Origin of the sequence: Cupriavidus numazuensis, from assembly GCF_905397435.1 — a bacterium.
Taxonomy (GTDB): domain Bacteria; phylum Pseudomonadota; class Gammaproteobacteria; order Burkholderiales; family Burkholderiaceae; genus Cupriavidus; species Cupriavidus numazuensis.
In genome coordinates this window covers 164,870-184,723 of the sequence record NZ_CAJPVI010000004.1, presented here as the reverse complement: position 1 = coordinate 184,723, position 19,854 = coordinate 164,870, and the positions used below count along the sequence as shown (strand labels likewise).

The window sequence follows — 19,854 nt, the reverse complement described above, 5'->3', positions numbered from 1 at the left end:
GCTGATGGCTTCCTGACCGGTTCCCGCCATAGCGTCGACGCCCTGGAAGATCGACGCATGGCGGGAAGCAGGGCCGCGGGAAACCGCTGCCCTGTGTCGTCACGCCCAATTGCGGCTGGCATTTACTTTTAAATCGGGAGAGTCACCATGCGCGCATCGCGCAAGCAATATTTCAACGGGTCAATGGTTGTTGCCACGTTGCTCAGTGCTGCCCTGGCAGGTTGCGGAGGCGGAGGCGGTGGCGATGGCGATGCCCCCGCTTCGTCCTCGCCGGCCGTGCAGTCGCCCGTGGATACACCGGTGGCCCAGCCGGGAGTGGCGGGAGGAAATGCGCCGGCGGGAACGCCCGGTGCGGCGCCTGTCGGGCCACCGAAGAACACCCTGGCGCTGGCGTGCGAAGGGTGTCCGCCTTCGGCGGCGCTGTCTTACTCGGGCTCGGGCGTCGGCATATGGCGAACCAGGAACGACACGGCAAGCACCGCGGATGTGCCGGTGCAGATCTCCGGGCTGACCGGCCAGGATCTCACGCTGGTCTTCACCAACACGACCGGCAGCGAGCTGGCCATGCAGGGGATTTCGCTGACGGCGTCGGGATCCTCAAGCATGCTGCATTCGATGCTGCAGGGGAGGAACGCCGATGCGGGTGCGCATGGCAGCCACGACGAGCAGATCATGGAGTTCAACCGTAGCGGCTGGCAGCAGTACGCGCGCAAAGGCGCGGCGCCGCGCTATTCGGTCGCGGCGCCGGTCCAGGGGGCGGTGAACGATACCCGCAACTGGTACAACACGGACGGCACCACGCGGGCCGCCACACTCGTCAGGCAAGCCACGACGTCCGACGGTGTCACGGTCAACTACTGGGTGGAAACCGCGGAGAACACGGCGCAGAAGGTGTCGCCCGCGTTGCTCGACGCACTCGTGACAGGATTCTCGAATGCCGGCGGCATCTATGACATGCTGAAATCCGTCGGCGGCCCGTTGTGGGGCCCGCACCAGTACGGCAGCTCGATGATTGCGTCCGGCAGTCAGCCGGTCGATATCGTGATCCTGAACTTCGACCGCAACGCGCAGCCGTACGGCACGGTCGGCTACTTCTGGTCGCAGAACGCATTCCTGAAGGGCAGCCTGCCAAACAGCAACGAGTCGGTGTCGCTCTACCTGGACGCGGAAACGCTGTACCTCGGCGGCCAGCCGGGCAAGGACGATGTCCTCCTTACCATGGCGCACGAAGGCATGCACTTGCAGAACTTCTATCGACGCAGCGTACTGGCTGGTGGCCAATACGCATTCGATGTCTGGCTGGAGGAAATGACGGCCATGATGATGGAAGACTTTGCCAGCACGCGGATCAACGCCGGGTACAACAACATCCGTGACAACCGTTTCATCGACTACATCGGATACAAGGGCGGCAATCTCAACTGCAACCTGCTGAGCTTCACGGGATTCGGGCCGAAGTGCGAAAGCTATTCCGTGTCGGGGGCGCTGGGCGGGTTCCTCAACCGCCAGCTGGGCCTCGGTTTCTACAAGGACCTGCTCGCACGCACGTCGCATACCGATTCGTCGGCAGTGCTGGATGCAGCGGTAAAGAACGCGAAACCAGCATCGAGCCTTGCCGATCAGGTGCTGCGCTGGTCGACGACGTCGGGGTCCCTGATGCCTGCCGCGGTTTCGCCGGCCGGCTACGGCTATCCGGCGCGCACTGACGGCGGCTTTACCTTGCCCGTGATCGACCCGAGTCTCTACACGGGCAGCCGGACGCTGGCCACTGCCGTGCCTGACAAGCTCCAGCCGTACGCGACGTTCCCAGTCGTGCGGCAGGCGGTGCGCGGCACCTACAATGAGACCGTCAAGCTGCCGGCAGGCATGACGCTCACGGTCGTGGCCCACTGATCGGAGCGCCGGCATCAGGTCGACGTTGCGTCGCCTGATGCCGGCAACGCCATACGCGATTTCATGTTCAGACGACTACCCGCGGCCATCATCGTTGCCGCCTGTACCCTTACCGCATGCCTTACGCCGACCGTCGGCGCCCACATCGCGCTGGAAGGCAAGATCCGGGTCAAGGGCAATGTCATGTTTCCCGTGATCGTGCTGCAGCAGGACGACGGACCGGCGTGGGAGCTGACCGGTATGACCGTGGCCGCAGCACGCGAGCAGTTCAACCAGCGCGCGACTGTGCATGGCACCGTCACGCGCGCGCCGGGCAAGGACACATGGATGCCAGGCCTGCGCGTGGATTCGCTCGAGTCTCGTCCCGAGCCGTAGGGCGTTCAGGCGCGCAACGCCAGGCTATTGCGCGTCGTGAAAAATCAGCCCGACTGTATGACGCCTGCCGCTGCGCACAGCACTGACGCCATGGCGCATCGCGACTTTCCGCGTGCCGCCGCGCAGCCCCGGCACCGGTCGCTGGTTGACGGTGAACACCACGGCATCGCCTTGCCGCAGCGCGACGACTTCGGCGCGCTGGCCATGCGCGGCGCTTTCCGTCATGACGAACTCCCCGCCTTCGAAATCGCGGCCGGGCTCCGAGAGCAGGATCGCGACCTGCAGCGGGAACACGTGGGTCCCATAGAGGTCCTGATGCAGGCAGTTGTAGTCGCCAGGCCCGTACTGCAGGATCAGCGGCGTCGGCCGGGTCTGGCCTGCGCGATGGCATCGGTCGAGGAACGCTTCCAGTTCATCGGGGTACTGCACATCCACGCGCATCAGCGCATTCCAGCGATTGGCGATCGCCGCGAGCAGCGGATACAACGCGTGGCGCAGTTCGTCCAGCAAAGGCGGCAGCGGATAGGCGAAGTATTTGTACTCCCCGCGTCCGAAGCCGTGGCGGGCCATCACGACGCGCGACCGGTAGAGGTCGTCTCGGTCGTAGAGCACGGCCAGCGTCTCGCATTGCTTCGGCGTCAGCATGCCCGGCAGGACCGCATTGCCGTAGTCATCGAGTGACCTGCCGACATCGGTCCAGTCGAACTTGGTTCCTGTATCCGCAGCACGGGTCTCCATGGTTTGCGCCCGTTGGGATGGATCGGTCTTCATGATGGCTCACTCGTTGTGTCGATGTGTGATGCCAGTGTACGGATCGGGGCCGTGCCCGAAACTCCGCGGCTTGCGGTTGAATTTGGTTCTTCGACGAATTGTGGGGTTGTCGTGCTTGGCGGGCGCTGCTGTTTCTGTTGGCGTAGCCGGCGGGGGTTTTGTGGCTGGGATTAAGGTGTCGTGCTTGGCATGCGCCGCTGTTTCGCCGGCGTAGCCGGCGACCTACTCTTTTGTCCGAGCGACAAAAGAGTAGGCAGAAAAGCGCGTCGTTGCCGCTGGCCATCAATTCCACGGCGGCAGACGTTCAAACGGCTTTGGATTCAGTTTTGGTGGTCGGCCGTTCGACCCTGCTACGCCATGTGAGTCAGAACCTGTGCCTGGCGCGGCACGGCTTTTGGACGATCCCCAAGACGGACTCGGGTACAGCGTTTCAACAACGTCAGTGGTGGGACGCCTTCGGCTGCGCTGCGCGCACGTCGTCGTCTGGGGGCAAGCTCATCAACGTCGCTGGCGCCCGAGGTCCGCTTCCTTTCTCTACGTGCATGCAAGCGCGGGCATCTTCACCAAGGCGTGGTTTGCCCTGGGCCCACGCCGTCAGACTAGGGCTCTGCGCGTAGCGCAGCCGAAGGCGATCACACGATATCGCTCGCAGCAGGGGCCACAGACGCTTGCAGGGCTCGTTCAATCCGCGCTGTAATTCTGACCACGGTGGTGCCCCACGCGGCAGGCAGTGTGACGGACTCTGAAGCCCATACCCGTACAACACCCCTGGCACACTACGATTAAAATTCGCCCCTTTGGGGCAACCAAAACGCGTTTTTGGTTACTTTTGTCGCTCGGACAAAAGTGACTCGCCGGCTACGCCGGCGAAACAGCGGTGCATGCCAAGAACGATACCCCCGCAATTCGGCGATGACCCTTAAATTTGAGGCGAGCGCTGATCGGGCCGACTACTCGTCGAACGGTTGCTTGCCCAGCACCTCAACCACATGATCGACGAAGCAGGTGATACGCGACGCAAGTGCCGTATTGCGATAGTAGACGGCGTTGATCGGCTGGCGCTCGTCGAGCGTCTGCCGCGCGAACAGTGGCACGAGCCGGCCGCTGTGGCGGTCATCCCGCGTCATGAAGTCCGACAGGCAAACGATGCCGAGGCCGGCCAGTGCCAGGCTCCTGAGCGTTTCGCCGCTCGATGACGTAATGGCTGGCTTGATGTGCACGATGCTGCCGTCGTCGTCGCGCAATGGCCAGTCGTTGAGCGAATCAGGCTGGCTGAAGCCGAGCAGCGCATGCTGCGCAAGCTGGGCGGGTCTGGTCGGTGTGCCGTGCCGCTTCAGATAGTCGGGACTGGCCAGCACGCGCACGCGGCTGGTGCCGATCGGCCGCGCATGCAGCGTCGAGTCCTTGAGCGAGCCGATGCGGAACGCCACATCGGTCCGCTTCTCGATCAGGTCGATGATGCCCTCGTTCGAGTGCAGTTCCAGTTCCACGTCCGGGTAGCGCGCACGGAAGCCTTCCACCAGCGGCACGAGCACGTGCAGCATGAAGGGCGTCGCTGCATCGACGCGCAGGCGTCCCACGGGGCGCATGCGACGTGCCGCCATCTGCTCTTCCGCGTCGTCGACCATGGCCAGAATGGCGCGCGCATGGGTCAGGAACGCTGACCCCTCCTCGGTCAGCTCCAATCGCCGTGTGGTACGGCGCAGCAGCGTGGTCTGCAGTTTTTCCTCGAGCCGGCTCAGCGTGCGGCTGGTGGCCGACACGGTCAGGTCGAGCTGTTCTGCTGCAGCCGTGATCGAGCCCGTATCCACGACGGCCGCAAAGGCCAGCAGTTCGTCGATGGTCGTCTTCATTGTTGATTTCAAATCAAATGAATTTGACTTATACACGGCTTAATTTGCAAATGTAAAGCCGGCAAACTGCCTCCATTCCCAGTTATCTATTGCTGCTACACAGGAGTCCCCTCATGAGCATTCCTTCTTTCGGCGTCGGTACGTTCCGCCTGACCGGCCAGGCCGCCTTCGATTCCGTGCGCAACGCGCTGGATCTCGGCTACCGCGCCATCGACACCGCGCAGATCTACGGCAACGAGGCCGATGTCGGCCAGGCCATCGCCGAAAGCGGCGTGAAGCGTGACGAGCTGTTCATCACCACCAAGATCTGGACCGAGCACTACGCCGCCGACAAGCTCGTGCCGAGCCTGCGCGAAAGCCTGGACAAGCTACGCACCGACTATGTCGACCTGACGCTGATCCACTGGCCCGCGCTGGGCAACGGCGTGCCGCTGCACGAGTTCATGCAGGCGCTCGCCGCGGCGAAGTCGCTGGGCCTGACGCGCCAGATCGGCGTATCAAACTTCAATATCGCGCTGACGCAGCAGGCCATCGACGTGGTCGGCAAGGGCGAGATCGCGACCAACCAGATCGAGCTGAGTCCCTACCTGCAGAGCCGCAAGCTGACGGCCTTCCTGAAGGAGCAGGGCATCGCGGTGACGTCGTACATGACGCTGGCCTACGGCAAGGTGCTGAAGGATCCTGTCCTCGCACAGATCGCCACGAAGCATGGCGCTACGGTGGCGCAGGTCGCCCTTGCATGGGCGCTGCAGCTCGGCTATGCCGTGATTCCGTCGTCGACGAAGCGGGAAAACCTCGCGAGCAACCTGCTGGCGCGCGACCTGAAGCTCGACGCCGGCGACATGGCGCAGATCGCCGCGCTGGAACGCAACGGCCGCGAGGTCAATCCCGAGGGCCTGGCCCCGGAATGGGATTGAGGGAAGGCCGCTGCATTCGACATTTCATGTCGCCACGAAGCTTCCGGGTACCGGACAGTGCAAAGATTCGTCTGACGCTGTAGCGCCGCGAGCATTCCTGATGCGCGCGGCCGATCAGCAACACACCGAATCCGCCACGCCATGATGCCTGCCGACCCGCTCGAAGCCGTCACCGCTCCCGATCCGTATCCGTACTACCGCGCGCTCGCGGCGCGTCAGCCGTTTGGCTTTGACGAGCGGCTGGGCCTGTGGGTGGCCGCCGGGCGGGCGGAGGTGGCAGCGGTGCTGGCCCATCCCGACTGCCGCGTGCGCCCGCCGGCGCAGCCCGTGCCGACTGCACTCGCCGGCACTGCCGCGGGCGAGTTGTTTGGCCGTCTGATCCGCATGAACGACGGTGCCGCTCATGCACCGCTGAAGGCCATCCTGCTGCGGTTGATGGGCGGCATCGATGCAGCCACGGCGAAGGCGCGTGCAGGCGGGCTGGCTGGCGTACTCGATCTCGTCCCGGACATGGCACTGCTCAACGGCGCCACGATCAATCGGTGGCTGTTCACGCTACCTGTTGTGACGGTGGCCGATCTGCTCGGCCTGCCCGTGCGTGCGGGCGCCGATGCCATGGCCGTCGCGACGCGCGTGAGTGCCTACGCAGCGGCGCAGTCGCCGCTGGCCACGGCAGATGATGTCGAGGCGGGCGCCGACGCGGCGCGGTGGCTGGGGCAGTGGCTGCAAATGCCCGCCGGGCGGCCATGTCCGGCGGAAGACCTCGGCCTCCTGTCAGCGCTGCGGCAAGCCGCGCATGCCGATGACATCGCACCCGCGGCCGTCGCGGCCAATATCATCGGCCTGATGGTGCAGGCATGCGAGGCCACCGCCGGGCTTGCCGGCAACATGCTGCTGCGGCTCGGCCGCAATGGCCCCGCGACGGGCGGGCTCGATGAACTGGCCGCACGCGTGGCGACCGACGATCCGCCGGTGCAAAATACACGCCGCTTCCTCGCGGCTGACGCGCGCCTGTGCGGCGTGCCGCTCAGGGCCGGCGATGCCGTGCTCGTACTGCTTGCCGCTGCGTCGTGCTCAGCGCCTGCCGAAGCAGGCGCAAGGCCCTGGACGTTCGGCGCGGGCCGCCATGCCTGCCCCGGTGACGCACTCGCGCATGCGCTTGCCGCGGCGACCGTCGACGCGCTGCTCGCCCGTGGCGCGCAGCCGGCTGCCCTGGCGCAGGCGTTCCGCTACCGGCCTTCGCACAACGCGCGCATCCCGCATTTCCTTTGAAGCGCTGGTTCGTCCCCTATTCCCTCACAGAGACCCACGACATGATCGCCGTCATCTTCGAAGTCGAGCCCGCACCGGGCCGCAAGGACACGTATCTCGACATTGCCGCGAAGCTGCGGCCCACGCTGGAGGCCATCGATGGCTTCATCTCGGTCGAGCGTTTCCAGAGCCTGACCAACCCCGGCAAGATCCTGTCGCTGTCGTTCTTCCGCGACGAGGCCGCGGTCATGGCATGGCGCAACACCGAGGAACACCGTCAGGCGCAGGCCGCCGGCCGCGGCGGCGTGTTCTCGGGCTACCGGTTGCGCGTGGCGCAGGTGCTGCGCGACTACGGCCTGAACGAGCGCGACGAGGCGCCCGCCGACAGCCGCGCGGTGCATGACCGTGCGGCGCGCTGAGCCGCCGTGGCGCATGCATACGCCTGACAAGAAAGCCTGACACAATCGACCCCGTCAACGGAATCCGGACGGGAGGCCAGTCACATGGGACGCCGCGGCGGCAGCACGGCACGGCTATGGACAGCGTTGGGTAAGACCGCCACGCGCCAGGCCAGGCGCATGGGGCGCGAGATGACCCGCGCGATCAACAAGACGGTGACCAAGCCGATGACCGAGGCCATCGTGCGCAACGCGGTGAAGCAGTCATCGGCCGTCACCAAGGCCACGCAACGCGCGCTGTCCGGCGTGGTCTCGCCCGTGCCGCCGCCACAAAGCCGCGGCAGCGGACGCTGGGAAGAGGGCGTCGCCGGACTGGGCCCGCTCGCCCAGCGCAACTACCGGATCTTCATACCGGCCGGCATAACCGCCCGGCGGCGCGCGCCGATGCTGGTGCTGTTGCATGGCTGCGGCCAGGACGCCGCGAGCTTCGCCGCGGTCACGCGCGCGGCAACGGCGGCGCGGGATGCAGGCTGCGTCGTGCTGCTGCCGGAGCAGTCGTCGCAGGCCAACGCACAACGGTGCTGGAACTGGTTCCGTCCCGCTACGCGCGGGAGCGCCGAGGCCGCGTTGCTGATGGCGATGATCGACCATGTCTGCGGACGCTATCCGGTGCGGGCGGACCGCGTCAGCGTGATGGGGCTATCGGCCGGCGGTGCGATGGCGATGATGCTGGGGTTGCGCTATCCGGATCGCTTTATCGGGGTTGGCTCGCATTCGGGGGCGGTGCCTTACAGCGCTGCCAACACGGCGCAGGCCGGGGCGGTCATGCGGGGCAGCCGGGTGCCGGATGCTGCCGCGCGGCAGGCGCTGCGGTTATGGCTGGCCGGGCGACGCCTGCCGCCGCTGTTGCTGCTGCATGGCGATGTGGATGCGGTGGTGTCGGTGGAGAACGCGATGACGGCTGCGCGGCTTTGGGTGGATCTGCTGCCGGATCCGTCCGTGCGGCTGGTCGTGCCGGGCGCGCGTCGCGTGCAGCGTGGGCAAAGGCTGCCGGCGGAAGTGTCTGACTGGGTTGTCGATGGGGAAATCTTCGTGCGGCTCGTCAGGATCGAGGGGCTCGGACATGCGTGGAGTGGGGGGCCTGCGGCGCAGGCGTTTTCCGATCCGCGGGGGCCGGATGGGGTGAGGATTGCAATGAGGTTTTTTTTGGGGTGAGAGGGGGTGTTCGCTGATGTGCAGGGGGGGCGTTCTTGGCTGGTGCCGCGGTTTCGCCGGCGTAGCCGGCGAGTCACTTTTTGTCCGAGCGACAAAAAGTGGTCCAAGCGGCTTTGGACGCCTGCCACGGTGGTCAGTGGTTCGAGCCTGCTAACGCTATGTGAGTCAGAACCTGTGCCTGGCGCGGCACGGCTTTTGGACGATCCCCAAGACGGACTCGGGTGCAGCGTTTCAATAAGGTCGTTGGTGGGACGCCTTCGGCTGCGCTGCGCGCGCGTCGTCTGGGTGCGAGTTCATCAGCGTTGCGGGCGCCCCTTCCGAGCCGAGGCGCTTATGACAGAGGCTACTCGAGCTTACCCAATTCAATTACCACGTCACTGACCGCGCATGCCACACACGGGAGGATCCACCCCTCATCCTTCTCGTCCAGACTAAGCCCCGGCCATTCAATCCGATACCGGATAGCCCCCGCGCGCAAGCGGCTCGCACACGCACGGCAGGTGCCATTGCGGCAGGAATTTGGCATCACTACGCCGTCAAGTAGCGCAGCTTCCAGCAAGCTCAGGCCAGGTGGGACGGAAAACGTGACATCAGCCGGCAACACGCGCGCGGTGAATTCAACCTGATCGTCCGTGAGGACGTCGCGGGTGTCAGGCTGCTGATCCATCATCCTCGACCTGTGGAAACAACGCCCGCCCGTGCGTAGCGTCGCGCAATGCCACCCGGGCAGCATCGCGCTGTGTGGCCGGCAGACGAATCACCAGCCGCGCCATGGCGCCGTAGGCCGTGTCAGCCAACGAACAACCGTCCTGTGCCGCCAACTCAAGCCAACGGCGCACGCGCGGCTCGTCGGCGTAGTCGACCTCTACCGCCAGCTCGGCATAGGCAATCCGCTCAATTCGCTCCGCGGATTTCAGCGCAGCGGCAATCGCATCGGTATAGGCGCGCACCAACCCACCGGCGCCGAGCTTGACGCCCCCGTAGTAGCGCACCACCGCAGCCAGCACCCCATCGAGATCGTGATGGCGCAGCACCTCCAGGATCGGCCGCCCGGCCGTGCCGGACGGTTCCCCGTCGTCCGACATCCCCGATTGCCCGCCCGCGAGCAGCGCCCAGCACACATGCGTGGCGGTGGGATGCTGCGCACGCAGTGACTGCAGGGTGGCCATGGCGGCTTCGCGGTCAGGAACGGGGATCGCCAGGGCCAGGAAGCGGCTCTTGCGGATCTCGAGTTCGGCGTCGACAGGGGCGGCGAGGGTATAGGTAGGCAAGCGGAATCCGCCAGGCAGGCACGTGGCCAACGACAAAAGAGGAAGTTTACCCCAGCCTCCGCGCCCGACCGTCCGTGTGACGATTTTGTGGTTCATCGTCAACTTCCTGTCACATACCCCCACTACGATGCGCAGCGACGAGGGCGCGGCTGTCGCGCCATGTCTGGTTTCTGTGACAAGCGGATGCGCTTCGAGCCATGCCGCCCACTTTCCCCGGAAAAGACCATGTTCGACAAACCTGATGCCTCGCGTCGCAAGGCGCTGAAAATCCTTGCCGGTGCGCCGATGCTGCCGCTAGGCCTGGCTTCCGCCGGCCTGCTCGTGGGCTGTGGCGGGAGCGACGACGCCATTGCTGCGCCAACCACCAACCCCAACGCCACCTTCACCACCGCCGAATTCACCGGCATGAGCGCCCCGACGCTGGCCAATCCGGCCGCCATGGCGACCACCACCGTGGGGTCGAGCATGAAGATCAACTTCAGCGACGGCAGCAGCCGCACGTTCAAGCTGGCCTACCAGCCGTTCTTCATCACCGGCGACATGGTGCCGGACGGCAAGGGCGGCACCATCCTGGCCGGCGGCTACTACGACATCAACAACCAGCCGATCCGCGACACCTCGGTGTCTGGCAAGGACCGCCAGTTCTTCTCCGATGCGCCCGACGGCACCTCGCTGCTCAAGATCGAAAACGCGCGCGTTGCCGGCGTGAAGGGCAACCCGGTGTTCGCCGTGGTGCAGTTCGAGTACAACACGCGCGACCAGTCCGGCGCCGATACCTACGGCCGCCTGCCGTCGCCGATCGCCGTACTGACGCTGGACCAGGACCCGGCCACCGGCAAGCTCACGCTGGTCAAGTACCACAACGTGGATACCTCGCCGGCGCACGGTCTGTGGATTACCTGCGGCGCCAGCCTGTCGCCGTGGAACACACACTTGTCGAGCGAGGAATACGAGCCCGACGCCTTTACCGCCGATCCGAAGCTGATCGCCCAGTACAAGGCCTTCAGCAAGAACCTGCTGGGCAGCGAGACGGCCTACAAGCCATACCACTATGGCCACCTGCCCGAAGTCCGCGTGAATCCGGACGGCACGGGCAGCATCACCAAGCACTATTGCGTGGGCCGCATTTCGCACGAACTGGTGCAGGTCATGCCTGACAACCGCACCGTGCTGATGGGCGACGACGCCACCAACAGCGGCCTGTTCATGTTCGTGGCCGACCGCGAAACGGACCTGTCGTCGGGCACGCTGTACGTGGCCAAGCTCGGGAACGGCTTCTCGATCGACCCGGCCGCCGCCGGCTGCGACATCAGCTGGATCAAGCTGGGGCACGCCACCAGCGCAGAAATCGAAAACCTGGCCGACACGCTTGCGCCGGCCGACGTCATCGATGTGAAGCTGGTCGATCCGACCATCGCCGACCCGACGGCCACCGGCTACACCAAGATCTTCTACAACGGCGCTGCCAACTGGGTGAAGGTCATGCCCGGCATGGAGAAGGCCGCCGCGTTCCTGGAAACGCACCGCTACGCCTACCTGAAGGGCGGCAGCATGGGCTTCACCAAGATGGAAGGCACCACGGTCAACATCAAGGACAAGATCGCCTACTCCGCGCTGCAGAACGTGGTCGATTCCATGGTGCTGAACAAGAAGGGCTGGAACGCGCAAAGCGGCATCTCGCTGGACGCGGCGCTGAACGCCGGCGCTGTCATGCAGCACAAGCTGGACGGCGGCCAGAAGGACCAGGACGGCAATGCCATCGACAGCGAATGGGTGCCGGTGCACACCAAGGGCCTGCTCAACGGCCGCGACATCGCCGCGGACGACCTGGGCAATACCGCCGACCCGAACTGGATCGGCAACCCGGACAACCTGAAGTTCTCGGAAAAACTGCGTACCCTGTTCATCGGCGAGGACAGCGGCCAGCACGTCAACAACTTCCTGTGGGCCTATAACGTCGACACGAAGCAGCTGTCGCGCCTGCTGTCGACGCCAGCCGGCGCCGAAGCCACTGGCCTGCACGCCGTGGACGAGATCAACGGCTGGACCTACATCATGAGCAACTTCCAGCATGCCGGCGATTGGGGTTCCACGTTGCACGCCAAGGTGCAGCCGACGCTGGATCCGCTGGTGCGCGCCAACTACAAGGACCGGGCCGGCGCGGCGGTCGGCTATCTGACGGCTGACCTGTCGAGCATCAAGCTGGCCAAGGCCTGACCGGTCAGGCACGGGGATCCGGTCAGCAGGCGGGCTTCGGCCCGCCTTTTTTGTTTCGGCAAGCGGCTCGCCTGCCGATGACAGGGCCGCGGCCGGGCCAAGTTGTCTTGTCAACTAAATTGGCCATTCTCCCTAAATTTCCGCACGGCTGTGCCGATACCCCAACGGCAGACCATCGAAAACAGACATCGGACAAAAGGGGGAGAGCAACAATGTCGCAGGCAAATTTGAGCATCCGTGCGCGTCTGGGCGCCAGCTTCGGACTGGTCGTGCTGTTGTCGGGCGCGGCCATCGGCACGGGCCTGGCGCAGCTTGAGGGCAGTGACGCGGCGCGCTACACCGTGCTCGGCCTTGGCCTGGCAGCACTGGTGGCGGCCGTGGCCGGCGCCTTGTGGCTGGCCGCCGGCATCGAGCGGCCGCTCGCGGATGCCGTCTACATCGCCGAGACCGTGGCCGCCGGCGACCTGAGCCAGGACTTCGACACCGACCAGGGCGGTGCCTTCGGCCGGCTGCTCGGCGGCATGGGCAAGATGGAGGACATCCTGACCGACCTGGTGAGCCGGATCAAGAGTTCGACCGACTCGATCGCCGACTCGTCGCGGCAGATCGCGGACGGCAATACCGACCTTTCCCAGCGGACTGAGGAACAGGCGGCCACGCTGCAGGAAACGGCGTCCAGCATGGGCAGCCTGACCGACATGGTGCGGCGCAACGCCGAGCGTGCGCACGCCGCCAACGACATCGCGGCCAACGCCTCGGAGATCGCCGAGCGCGGCGGCGTGGTCGTCAGCGACGTGGTGCAGACCATGCAGGCGATCAGCGCCAGCTCGAACAAAGTGGTCGAGATCATCCAGGTCATCGAAGGCATCGCGTTCCAGACCAATATCCTGGCGCTCAATGCTGCAGTGGAAGCGGCGCGTGCTGGCGAGCAGGGTCGTGGCTTTGCCGTGGTTGCCGGTGAAGTGCGCACACTGGCACAGCGCAGCGCCACCGCCGCGAAGGAAATTCGCGTGCTGATCGGCGATTCCGCCCGCCAGGTCGAAGGCGGCGCCGTGCTGGTCGACAAGGCCGGGCAGACCATGGAAGAGCTCCAGCAGGCCGTTCGCAGTGTCACGGGCATTCTTGGCGAGATCTCGGTGGCGTCGCGCGACCAGAGCAGCAGCATCGAGCAGGTCAACCAGGCCGTGGCGCAGATGGATGCCGTCACGCAGCAGAACGCGGCACTGGTGGAACAGGCGGCCGCGGCATCGGCATCGCTCGCGGACCAGGCTCATCAGCTCCAGGGCGTGGTGGGCGAGTTCAAGCTGTAAGCAGAGCGCCTTTAGGGGCCGGGCATTGCACCGGCCTCCTAATCCGCAGTAACCTCTGCGCGAGGCGGCAGGCACATGTCGCCACATGCCCCACCTCAGAGGAGACTGCCATGCCGTGCAGACGCCAGTTTCTGGGATACCTGCCGCTCGCCCTGTCGGGCGGCGTGGCCGTCACCGGGTTGCTCGGCAGCCCTTCCGCCAGCGCCGCCATGCTCGGCGAGCAGGACCCGCAGGCCCAGAAAGTCGGCTACAAGGCCGACACCACCAAGGTGGATCCGAAGAAATACCCAAGCCACAAGACCAGCCAGACCTGCGCCAACTGCCAGCTTTACCAGGGCGACACGGGTAGCGCCGCGGGCGGCTGCGCGCTGTTCGGCGACAAGGAGGTCGCGGCAGCCGGCTGGTGCAACGCCTGGGAGCAGGGTTGAAATCCATGACGAGCCACACCCCTGACCCTGATGCCCGCCGCCTTGCGCCCGCCACGGACCGCAATCGCGAGCCGATCCTCGCCGTGCTTCGCAACGTGCTCCCGGCGACTGGAACGGTGCTGGAGATCGCGAGCGGCACCGGCCAGCACGCGGTGCACTTTGCCGCGGCACTGCCCGGCCTGACCTGGCAGCCGAGCGATCCCGATGCGGCAGCGCGCGCGTCGATCGCTGCCTGGACCCATCACACAGGCCTGAGCAACGTGCGCGCCCCGCTGGCGCTCGATGTGTGCGGGCAGCCGTGGGGCATCGATGCCGCGGATGCCGTGGTCTGCATCAACATGATCCATATCTCGCCGTGGGCGGCCACGCAAGCGCTCTTTGCCGGCGCGGGCCGGCTGCTTGGCGCTGGCGGCGTGTTGTTCCTGTACGGACCTTACCGGCGTGGCGGCACCCACACCGCGCCGAGCAATGCCGCGTTCGATGCGCAGCTCCGTGCGACCGATCCGGAATGGGGCGTGCGCGACATGGAAGACGTGATCGCGCTGGGCGAGGCGCAGGGCATGCGCTGCGATGCGCCGGTGGCAATGCCGGCCAATAATTTCAGCCTCGTGTTCCGGAAATAGACGGTGATGGCTTGCGCAGGGCGCAAGCCGGGCCCCCTAACCCCGTCAGCCGCGCACCAGCATCACCGCCGCCGTCGCGATCAGGCATAGCGCGAACAGCGCACGCAGGCGGCGTTCGGGCATCCGGTGCGCCAGTGCCACGCCCCACGAAATCGTCAGCATGCCGCCCAGCGAAAGCGGGATGCCGCTCACCCAATCGACATGCCCGGCATGCGCATACGTGGCAAGTGCCACCACCGCGCCGGGCGTCACGAGGGCCAGCGCCAGCCCCTGTGCCGCTGCCTGTCGCATGCCGAACAGGCCAACCAGCGCCGGTGCCGCCACCACGCCGCCGCCCACGCTGAAGAAGCCCGAGAACGCGCCGCCGACGACGCCGACCAGCGGAATCCAGCGTGGCGAGACGCGCGCCTGCGGGGCAGTGACAGCGCGCCCGGGCAGCAGCCGCCAGAGGAAATACAGCGCCATGCCGATCATGAAACCGGCGAAGATGCGGCGCAGCAACTGCGCATCCATCGAAGTGGCCAGCCGCGCCGACAGGTAGGTCGCGAGTACCGCGCTGAGCCCGAGTACGAGCGCCGTGCGCAGCGCGATATCGGCACGCTTGCGGTATTGCCAGAAGCCGATCAGCACATTGGGCGCGATCATGACCAGCGCGGTGCCTTGCGCAAGCTGCTGGTCCATGCCGAATAGCAGCCCGAGTGCGGGGATGGCAATCAGGCCGCCGCCGATGCCGAACAGGCCGCCTACCGCCCCAAGCAAACCACCCAACCCGAAAATCAAGAGTGAAGACAGCAGGAAATGTTCGGGCATTGCGGGCACGGCGAGAGAACGGATGGAGGCGGGACGGAGGTGGGGCGGATGCGGGAGACATCATACGCGACCGTCCCGGCACCCGAAGCCGGCCCTCCTCGACGATCACCCCTTCAGCAGGCCATGCCGGCGATGCCATTCCTGCAGCGACTCCTCCGGCCAGGTGCCGCAACGCACGTGGCCCTTGCCACGCGGTACATCCACCCACTCGGGGGCGAAATCGACCCCGGCCTCGACCACATCGGGCGGTTTGGGCAGCGGGGTATCGATTGCCGATGCGTGCGGATGGACCAGGTGCGGCCAGCGCGGATCGAACAGCCACAGCGCGCTGCCGCACTTGAGGCAGAAATGCCGTTGCGCCGGGGAACGCGTGGCGCGCTTGCCGGGCTCGCGCATGACGGCGTGGTAGATGCCCAGGTGCTTCTTGCCGCGTACGCGCAGCGTCGAGGCATCGCCGCCCAGATTGATGGCGTAGCCGCCGCTGCCGGCGGTCTTGCGGCAGATCGAGCAGTGGCAATGCATGAACGGATACGGCGAGTCCGACTCCAGCGAGAACTGCACGGCGCCGCAATGGCACGAACCTTCGAGATGCATGGTGTGGCCTCCTGTTCCCAGATGTTTCCCTGTTTGATGTTCATTGACTGTAGAAGACGCGCCGGCATGCGCCAATGGACGATGTGCGGCCTGCGTGGCTGCGGTGCCGGGGCTGCGCCAACGACGCTGCACTCCTTCGACGCCATCCGCGGAATTCGGCTGCAGCGCGGGCGCTGTTCGCCGGACTGACCGAACAGGGCCGTCGCTACCATGGGCGCTCCATATCCGCAGCTCCTCATACCGAATGATCAGGAAACGCCTTTTCGCGGCACTGCTGCCCGTCGCGCTGACCGCCTGCGGCGGCGGTGGCGGCAGCGGAGACAGCCCGTCCAGGACCCAGTCGACGCCCCAGGGCACCGACTGCACGTGCGCTCCAAACCAGCGTGCCCGCACCGACCTATGACGCCGGCTCGGGCCGGCTCGCCATGTTCCAGGCGCTCAACGACCTGCGCGGCGCGCTCGGCGTTGGCCTGCTCGCGCAGAACGCAGCGCTTGACGCGGCCGCGCAGGCGCACGCGGAATACCTGCAGTCCAACCGCGTCGTCAGCCATGACGAGGACCCGGCCAATGCGGGCTACTACGCCGACACGCCGCTGGCGCGCGCGCGCAAGGCCGGTGCTCCCGATATCGAATGGATCGGCGAGGTGGCGGCCGCACAGGGCGCGGGCGTCGACGTCGCCGCCGACGCCCGCGGCTGTTTCGACCAGTGGTACACCACGGTCTATCACCTGCAGGGTGTGATCGACAATGCCGAGTCCGTGGGCGTGGGCTTTGTGCCTGCGCGTAACGGCTGGTTCAGCACGTGCGTGTTGATGTTCGGCACGAGTACGGCGGTGCCGCCCGGGCCGCAGGCCAACAGCCCCCCTTATGCCGGCGGCCAGCAGATCGCTACGAATACAATCGTGACGGTACCGCGCGCGGGCGAGGTGGCTGTGCAGCCCGGGTTCAACGCCAGTGGAGAACTGCCGAACCCGGCGCCGGACCTTTCCGCGCCGGGCCGCCCCCTGATGGTGTACGTGAATGGTGCCAACGGCGAAGTGCTGACCGTGTCGAGCTTCCGTCTGTTCGACGGCACCGGCGCCGAAGTGCCCACGCGCGCGTTGGTGTCGGAGGCCGCGAAACCAGGCTCGATGGCGTCGGCCGTGGCCGATCCGAACGGCCAGTACCTGCGGCGCAACGCGGTATTCCTGCTGCCGCTCGCGCCGCTGAAGTCTGGCGCCACCTATACGGTAAGCTTCGCCGGCGCGCGTGCCGGCACGCCGCTGAGCACAAGCTGGTCGTTCACTACGGTGGCTGCCTCGGTACCCTGACCGGACGCTTTGCCGCAGCGGCTACCGCGCCCTGCGGAAGGTCAGGTTGATCCGTTTCTGTCCGAGCAGCGGGTGGTCGCCATCGGCCAGCGGCGCCACGCCATGGAAGGCCAGGCGCGAGGGGCCGCCCCATACCACCACGTCGCCATGGGCGAGCCGTATGCGCGCCGGCCGGTCGGCGCGCCGCAAGCCGCCGAACAGGAACACAGCCGGCAGGCCTAGCGATACCGATACGATCGGGGCGCGAAGATCGCGCTCGTCGCGGTCCTGGTGCAAGGAAAGCCGGGTGCCCGGCTCATACCGGTTGATCAGGCAGGCATCCGGCGCAAAGCCGGCAAAGCCCGCCTCGTCCGCGGCACGCGTGGCCAGGTCGAGGAATGCCGCGGGCATGGCCGGCCATGGCTCGCCGTCGAGCGGATCGCATGGGTCATAGCGGTAGCCCGTCCTGTCGGAGACCCAGCCGGCCTGGCCGCAGTTGGTCATGGCCACGGACATGCGCAAGCCGCCCGGTGTGATCATGTGGCGCCAGGGCGCGTGCGCGGCGATGCCTTCGATCTCGTCTAGCAATAGCGACGCCTGCGTGCGCGCAAAGCCACGCAGCACGACAGCACCGTCCGCGAGCGGCTCGGGCGCACTGCCAGCGGCGTACCCGTCATCCTGCGTGTCGAGATTGTCAAAGAGGTCGAACGTCATGGCACAGGGGCGCAGAGCGGAGGGCAAGGCATCATGCGCGCATTATCGCTCCGGCCGACGGGCCGCGCCGGCAGCAGTGTGGCGCCGTATTCCGCACATTGGGATGGGCTGCATCCGTAGGTCATCGATCGGGTGAATCAGGGTTTATACTCACCTTCCACCTTCCCGAATTCCCGCTTGCATGGCATGGCGCCGGCTCGATCGGGCCAGTTCTACCCGCTGCATCATGAAACGCTTTCTCGCCTTCAGTCTTGTCGCCTGGCTTGCCGCCGCCGTGTTGATCTTCGGCCGGGATTCGCCGGCGATGATCGCGCTGAGCGGAGTAGTGGCGCTGGCGGGCCTGGACATCTTCCAGCCCTGAGCCGGCAGCGACCCGCAAACGACAAAGGCCGCCCGTGAGGCGGCCTTTGTCATGTTGGAAGCGCTTGCGGCGCTTCCCGGTCAGGCAAAGGTATCGACCTCTCCCTGCGCCAGTACACGTGCCGGACGGGCCGCCGCAGCGGCGGGGGCGGACGCGGACTCGGCGGTGGCCAGGTTCGTGCCGAAGCCCGAATGGCCACGGCTGTTGCCGGCCTGCTGCTGTTGCTGCTGCTGGCCGTTGCCAGTCTGGCCCGCAAAGCTGTCTGCGCCGACCGATGTCTGGCCGAGCTGGATGCCGTTTTCCGACAGCGCGGTGCGCAGGTGGGGAATTGCGGCTTCCACCGCGGCGCGCACGGCCTGGTGCGGCGAAACGAATTGCGCCTGGGCCTGGTCGTTGACGATGTTGAGCACCACCTTCAGCGGACCCAGGTTGGGCGGGTTCAGCTGCAGTTCGGCGCTCTGGCTGCCTTGCCCCGTGAGGCGGATCATCTGCTGGCCCAGCGCCTGCGGCCACTGCGTGTCGTTCAGCGGCGGCGCCACCACGGGGCGCGCAGCCGCGGCAACGGCGGCCGGCGCGGCGGACGGCGACTGGTTGGCCAGCGCCGCGGCAATCGCCGGTGCGGCGCTATCGTTCTGCGTGGCCACTGAGGCATCGGCCGTCCGGGTGGCAGCCTGGGCTTGTTGCGCGAACGGGGCTGCGACGGGCTTGCTGTCCTGGGCGGTGCTGTCGGCGCGCTGCAGTGCCATGTGCTGTGGTTGACCGGCGCCCGGCTGGCCCTGGCCGTCGGCGAACTGGCCGGCGTGGCCCTGCCGCGTATCAGCCGCCGCGTTCAGCGGAGCATTCGGCGCGGCGGCCGTCTGGACGGCGTCGGTCGTGGCAGGCTTTGCCGAAGCGTCTGCCAGCACCGCGCGTTGCGACAGGATGTTGGCAAGGGTGTCAGCGGCAGTTGGCGCGGGTTTGGCCGCAGTGGCCACCTGCACCTGTGCCTGGGCGGCCTGTGTGTCGACCGCGTCGATATTCAGGTCAGCGAGCGTGGTAGTGGCGGCACCTGCGGTATCGGCCGGTGCGACAGCAGGCGTCTGCAGTGCCGCGAGTCCCGACGCCGCCGTGGTACTGGCGGCCGCAACCGAAGCATTGCCTGCGGCAGTGGCCGGTGCGCTGTCGGTCGCGACAGGGGCGGGCGTGGTCGGCAGCAGCGCGGCCAGTGCAGCGGCAGCGGCGCCGGCATCGGCCGTCTGCGCGCTGGCATCCTCTTCGTCGTCGCGGTCCTTGCGGCGGCCCGGCTGCGCGCCGGTCTTGCCTGCGGCCGCGCGCGGCGTGTCCTTGGCGTCTGGCGCCTTCGCGGTGTTGTTGTCGCGAGTGGTCTTCGCAGGCGCATCCTTTGCAGGCTGGGTGCTGGTACGGGAATCCTGGCTCGGCGCGGGCTGGCTGTTGTCCTTCGCGCGCGATAGCGCACCGCTAAAGGCGTTGTTGCCGGCGTCTGCCGCCGCGCGGCTGGCCGGGTCTGCCTTGGGGGTGGCGTTGCTGACGATCTGGCTGATATCGATCATGGGTGGCTGCTTGT

At 66.6% G+C, this 19,854-nt stretch carries 20 protein-coding genes; 12 read left to right on the top strand and 8 right to left on the bottom strand.

All coding sequences use genetic code 11. The annotated features are described in order from the left end of the window. The first annotated feature begins 147 nt into the window (after nt 1-147). Both KHO41_RS05460 and KHO41_RS05455 read left to right on the top strand, forming a co-directional pair. Entirely contained in the window at nt 148-1,893 is a 1,746-nt protein-coding gene (locus KHO41_RS05460; RefSeq protein ID WP_211952282.1) for a M30 family zinc metallopeptidase, read from the top strand. A gap of 63 nt (nt 1,894-1,956) precedes the next feature. Further along, entirely contained in the window at nt 1,957-2,268 is a 312-nt protein-coding gene (locus KHO41_RS05455) for a hypothetical protein (protein WP_211952281.1), read from the top strand. Between the two features lie 24 nt (nt 2,269-2,292). Here the strand turns inward: KHO41_RS05455 and KHO41_RS05450 are convergent, their stop codons facing one another. Both KHO41_RS05450 and KHO41_RS05445 read right to left on the bottom strand, forming a co-directional pair. Beyond that, the gene (locus KHO41_RS05450; RefSeq protein WP_211952319.1) at nt 2,293-3,006 is read right to left on the bottom strand and encodes a 2OG-Fe(II) oxygenase; all 714 of its coding nucleotides are present in this window, start codon (nt 3,004-3,006) and stop codon (nt 2,293-2,295) included. Between the two features lie 983 nt (nt 3,007-3,989). Beyond that, nucleotides 3,990-4,892, bottom strand: a complete 903-nt coding sequence (locus KHO41_RS05445) for a LysR family transcriptional regulator (RefSeq protein WP_211952280.1) — start codon at nt 4,890-4,892, stop codon at nt 3,990-3,992. A 113-nt stretch (nt 4,893-5,005) separates the two neighbouring features. Between KHO41_RS05445 and dkgB the strand changes: the two genes are divergently transcribed. From dkgB to KHO41_RS05425, 4 genes are all read left to right on the top strand, one after another. After that, a complete protein-coding gene (gene dkgB / locus KHO41_RS05440; RefSeq protein WP_211952279.1) occupies nt 5,006-5,809 on the top strand; it encodes a 2,5-didehydrogluconate reductase DkgB in 804 nt (267 codons plus the stop codon). Between the two features lie 141 nt (nt 5,810-5,950). Next, nucleotides 5,951-7,081 (top strand): cytochrome P450 family protein, encoded by a 1,131-nt coding sequence (locus KHO41_RS05435; RefSeq protein ID WP_211952278.1) that lies wholly within the window; start codon nt 5,951-5,953, stop codon nt 7,079-7,081. Between the two features lie 41 nt (nt 7,082-7,122). Beyond that, complete coding sequence (locus KHO41_RS05430; protein WP_211952277.1) at nt 7,123-7,479, top strand: antibiotic biosynthesis monooxygenase family protein; 357 nt, start codon at nt 7,123-7,125, stop codon at nt 7,477-7,479. 84 nt (nt 7,480-7,563) lie between these two features. Then, nucleotides 7,564-8,673 carry an extracellular catalytic domain type 1 short-chain-length polyhydroxyalkanoate depolymerase gene (locus KHO41_RS05425; RefSeq protein ID WP_211952276.1) on the top strand — a complete coding sequence of 370 codons (1,110 nt, stop codon included), beginning with the start codon at nt 7,564-7,566 and terminating at the stop codon, nt 8,671-8,673. A gap of 343 nt (nt 8,674-9,016) precedes the next feature. On the opposite strand, the gene KHO41_RS05420 is transcribed toward KHO41_RS05425, so the two are convergent. Both KHO41_RS05420 and KHO41_RS05415 read right to left on the bottom strand, forming a co-directional pair. Next, nucleotides 9,017-9,340 carry a 2Fe-2S iron-sulfur cluster-binding protein gene (locus tag KHO41_RS05420; RefSeq protein WP_376989248.1) on the bottom strand — a complete coding sequence of 108 codons (324 nt, stop codon included), beginning with the start codon at nt 9,338-9,340 and terminating at the stop codon, nt 9,017-9,019. Continuing rightward, nucleotides 9,324-9,944 carry an IMPACT family protein gene (locus tag KHO41_RS05415; RefSeq protein WP_211952318.1) on the bottom strand — a complete coding sequence of 207 codons (621 nt, stop codon included), beginning with the start codon at nt 9,942-9,944 and terminating at the stop codon, nt 9,324-9,326. The genes KHO41_RS05420 and KHO41_RS05415 overlap by 17 nt, the downstream gene beginning before the upstream one ends. A 225-nt stretch (nt 9,945-10,169) precedes the next feature. Between KHO41_RS05415 and KHO41_RS05410 the strand changes: the two genes are divergently transcribed. The 4 genes from KHO41_RS05410 to KHO41_RS05395 all read left to right on the top strand — a co-directional run bounded on the left by KHO41_RS05410 (nt 10,170) and on the right by KHO41_RS05395 (nt 14,522). Then, nucleotides 10,170-12,161 (top strand): PhoX family protein, encoded by a 1,992-nt coding sequence (locus tag KHO41_RS05410; protein ID WP_211952274.1) that lies wholly within the window; start codon nt 10,170-10,172, stop codon nt 12,159-12,161. Between the two features lie 212 nt (nt 12,162-12,373). Continuing rightward, nucleotides 12,374-13,471 (top strand): methyl-accepting chemotaxis protein, encoded by a 1,098-nt coding sequence (locus KHO41_RS05405; protein WP_211952273.1) that lies wholly within the window; start codon nt 12,374-12,376, stop codon nt 13,469-13,471. Nucleotides 13,472-13,581: 110 nt separating this feature from the next. Beyond that, nucleotides 13,582-13,899 carry a high-potential iron-sulfur protein gene (locus KHO41_RS05400; protein ID WP_211952272.1) on the top strand — a complete coding sequence of 106 codons (318 nt, stop codon included), beginning with the start codon at nt 13,582-13,584 and terminating at the stop codon, nt 13,897-13,899. 5 nt (nt 13,900-13,904) lie between these two features. Continuing rightward, nucleotides 13,905-14,522, top strand: a complete 618-nt coding sequence (locus tag KHO41_RS05395; RefSeq protein ID WP_211952271.1) for a DUF938 domain-containing protein — start codon at nt 13,905-13,907, stop codon at nt 14,520-14,522. A 45-nt stretch (nt 14,523-14,567) separates the two neighbouring features. Here KHO41_RS05395 and KHO41_RS05390 read toward each other — a convergent pair whose 3' ends face one another. Further along, entirely contained in the window at nt 14,568-15,332 is a 765-nt protein-coding gene (locus KHO41_RS05390) for a sulfite exporter TauE/SafE family protein (protein ID WP_211952270.1), read from the bottom strand. 105 nt (nt 15,333-15,437) lie between these two features. Continuing rightward, the gene (locus tag KHO41_RS05385) at nt 15,438-15,926 is read right to left on the bottom strand and encodes a GFA family protein (RefSeq protein WP_211952269.1); all 489 of its coding nucleotides are present in this window, start codon (nt 15,924-15,926) and stop codon (nt 15,438-15,440) included. A gap of 383 nt (nt 15,927-16,309) precedes the next feature. Here KHO41_RS05385 and KHO41_RS05380 point away from each other — a divergent pair, with 383 nt between their 5' ends. After that, nucleotides 16,310-17,236 carry a CAP domain-containing protein gene (locus tag KHO41_RS05380; RefSeq protein ID WP_244873722.1) on the top strand — a complete coding sequence of 309 codons (927 nt, stop codon included), beginning with the start codon at nt 16,310-16,312 and terminating at the stop codon, nt 17,234-17,236. A gap of 21 nt (nt 17,237-17,257) precedes the next feature. On the opposite strand, the gene alkB is transcribed toward KHO41_RS05380, so the two are convergent. Next, entirely contained in the window at nt 17,258-17,929 is a 672-nt protein-coding gene (gene alkB / locus KHO41_RS05375) for a DNA oxidative demethylase AlkB (RefSeq protein WP_211952268.1), read from the bottom strand. A gap of 226 nt (nt 17,930-18,155) precedes the next feature. On the opposite strand from alkB, the gene KHO41_RS41635 reads away from it, so the two are divergent. Then, a complete protein-coding gene (locus KHO41_RS41635) occupies nt 18,156-18,290 on the top strand; it encodes a hypothetical protein (protein WP_280519690.1) in 135 nt (44 codons plus the stop codon). Nucleotides 18,291-18,370: 80 nt separating this feature from the next. Here the strand turns inward: KHO41_RS41635 and KHO41_RS05370 are convergent, their stop codons facing one another. Further along, on the bottom strand, nt 18,371-19,840 hold the full coding sequence (locus KHO41_RS05370) for a flagellar hook-length control protein FliK (protein ID WP_211952267.1): 1,470 nt from the start codon (nt 19,838-19,840) through the stop codon (nt 18,371-18,373). Nucleotides 19,841-19,854 lie beyond the last annotated feature (14 nt).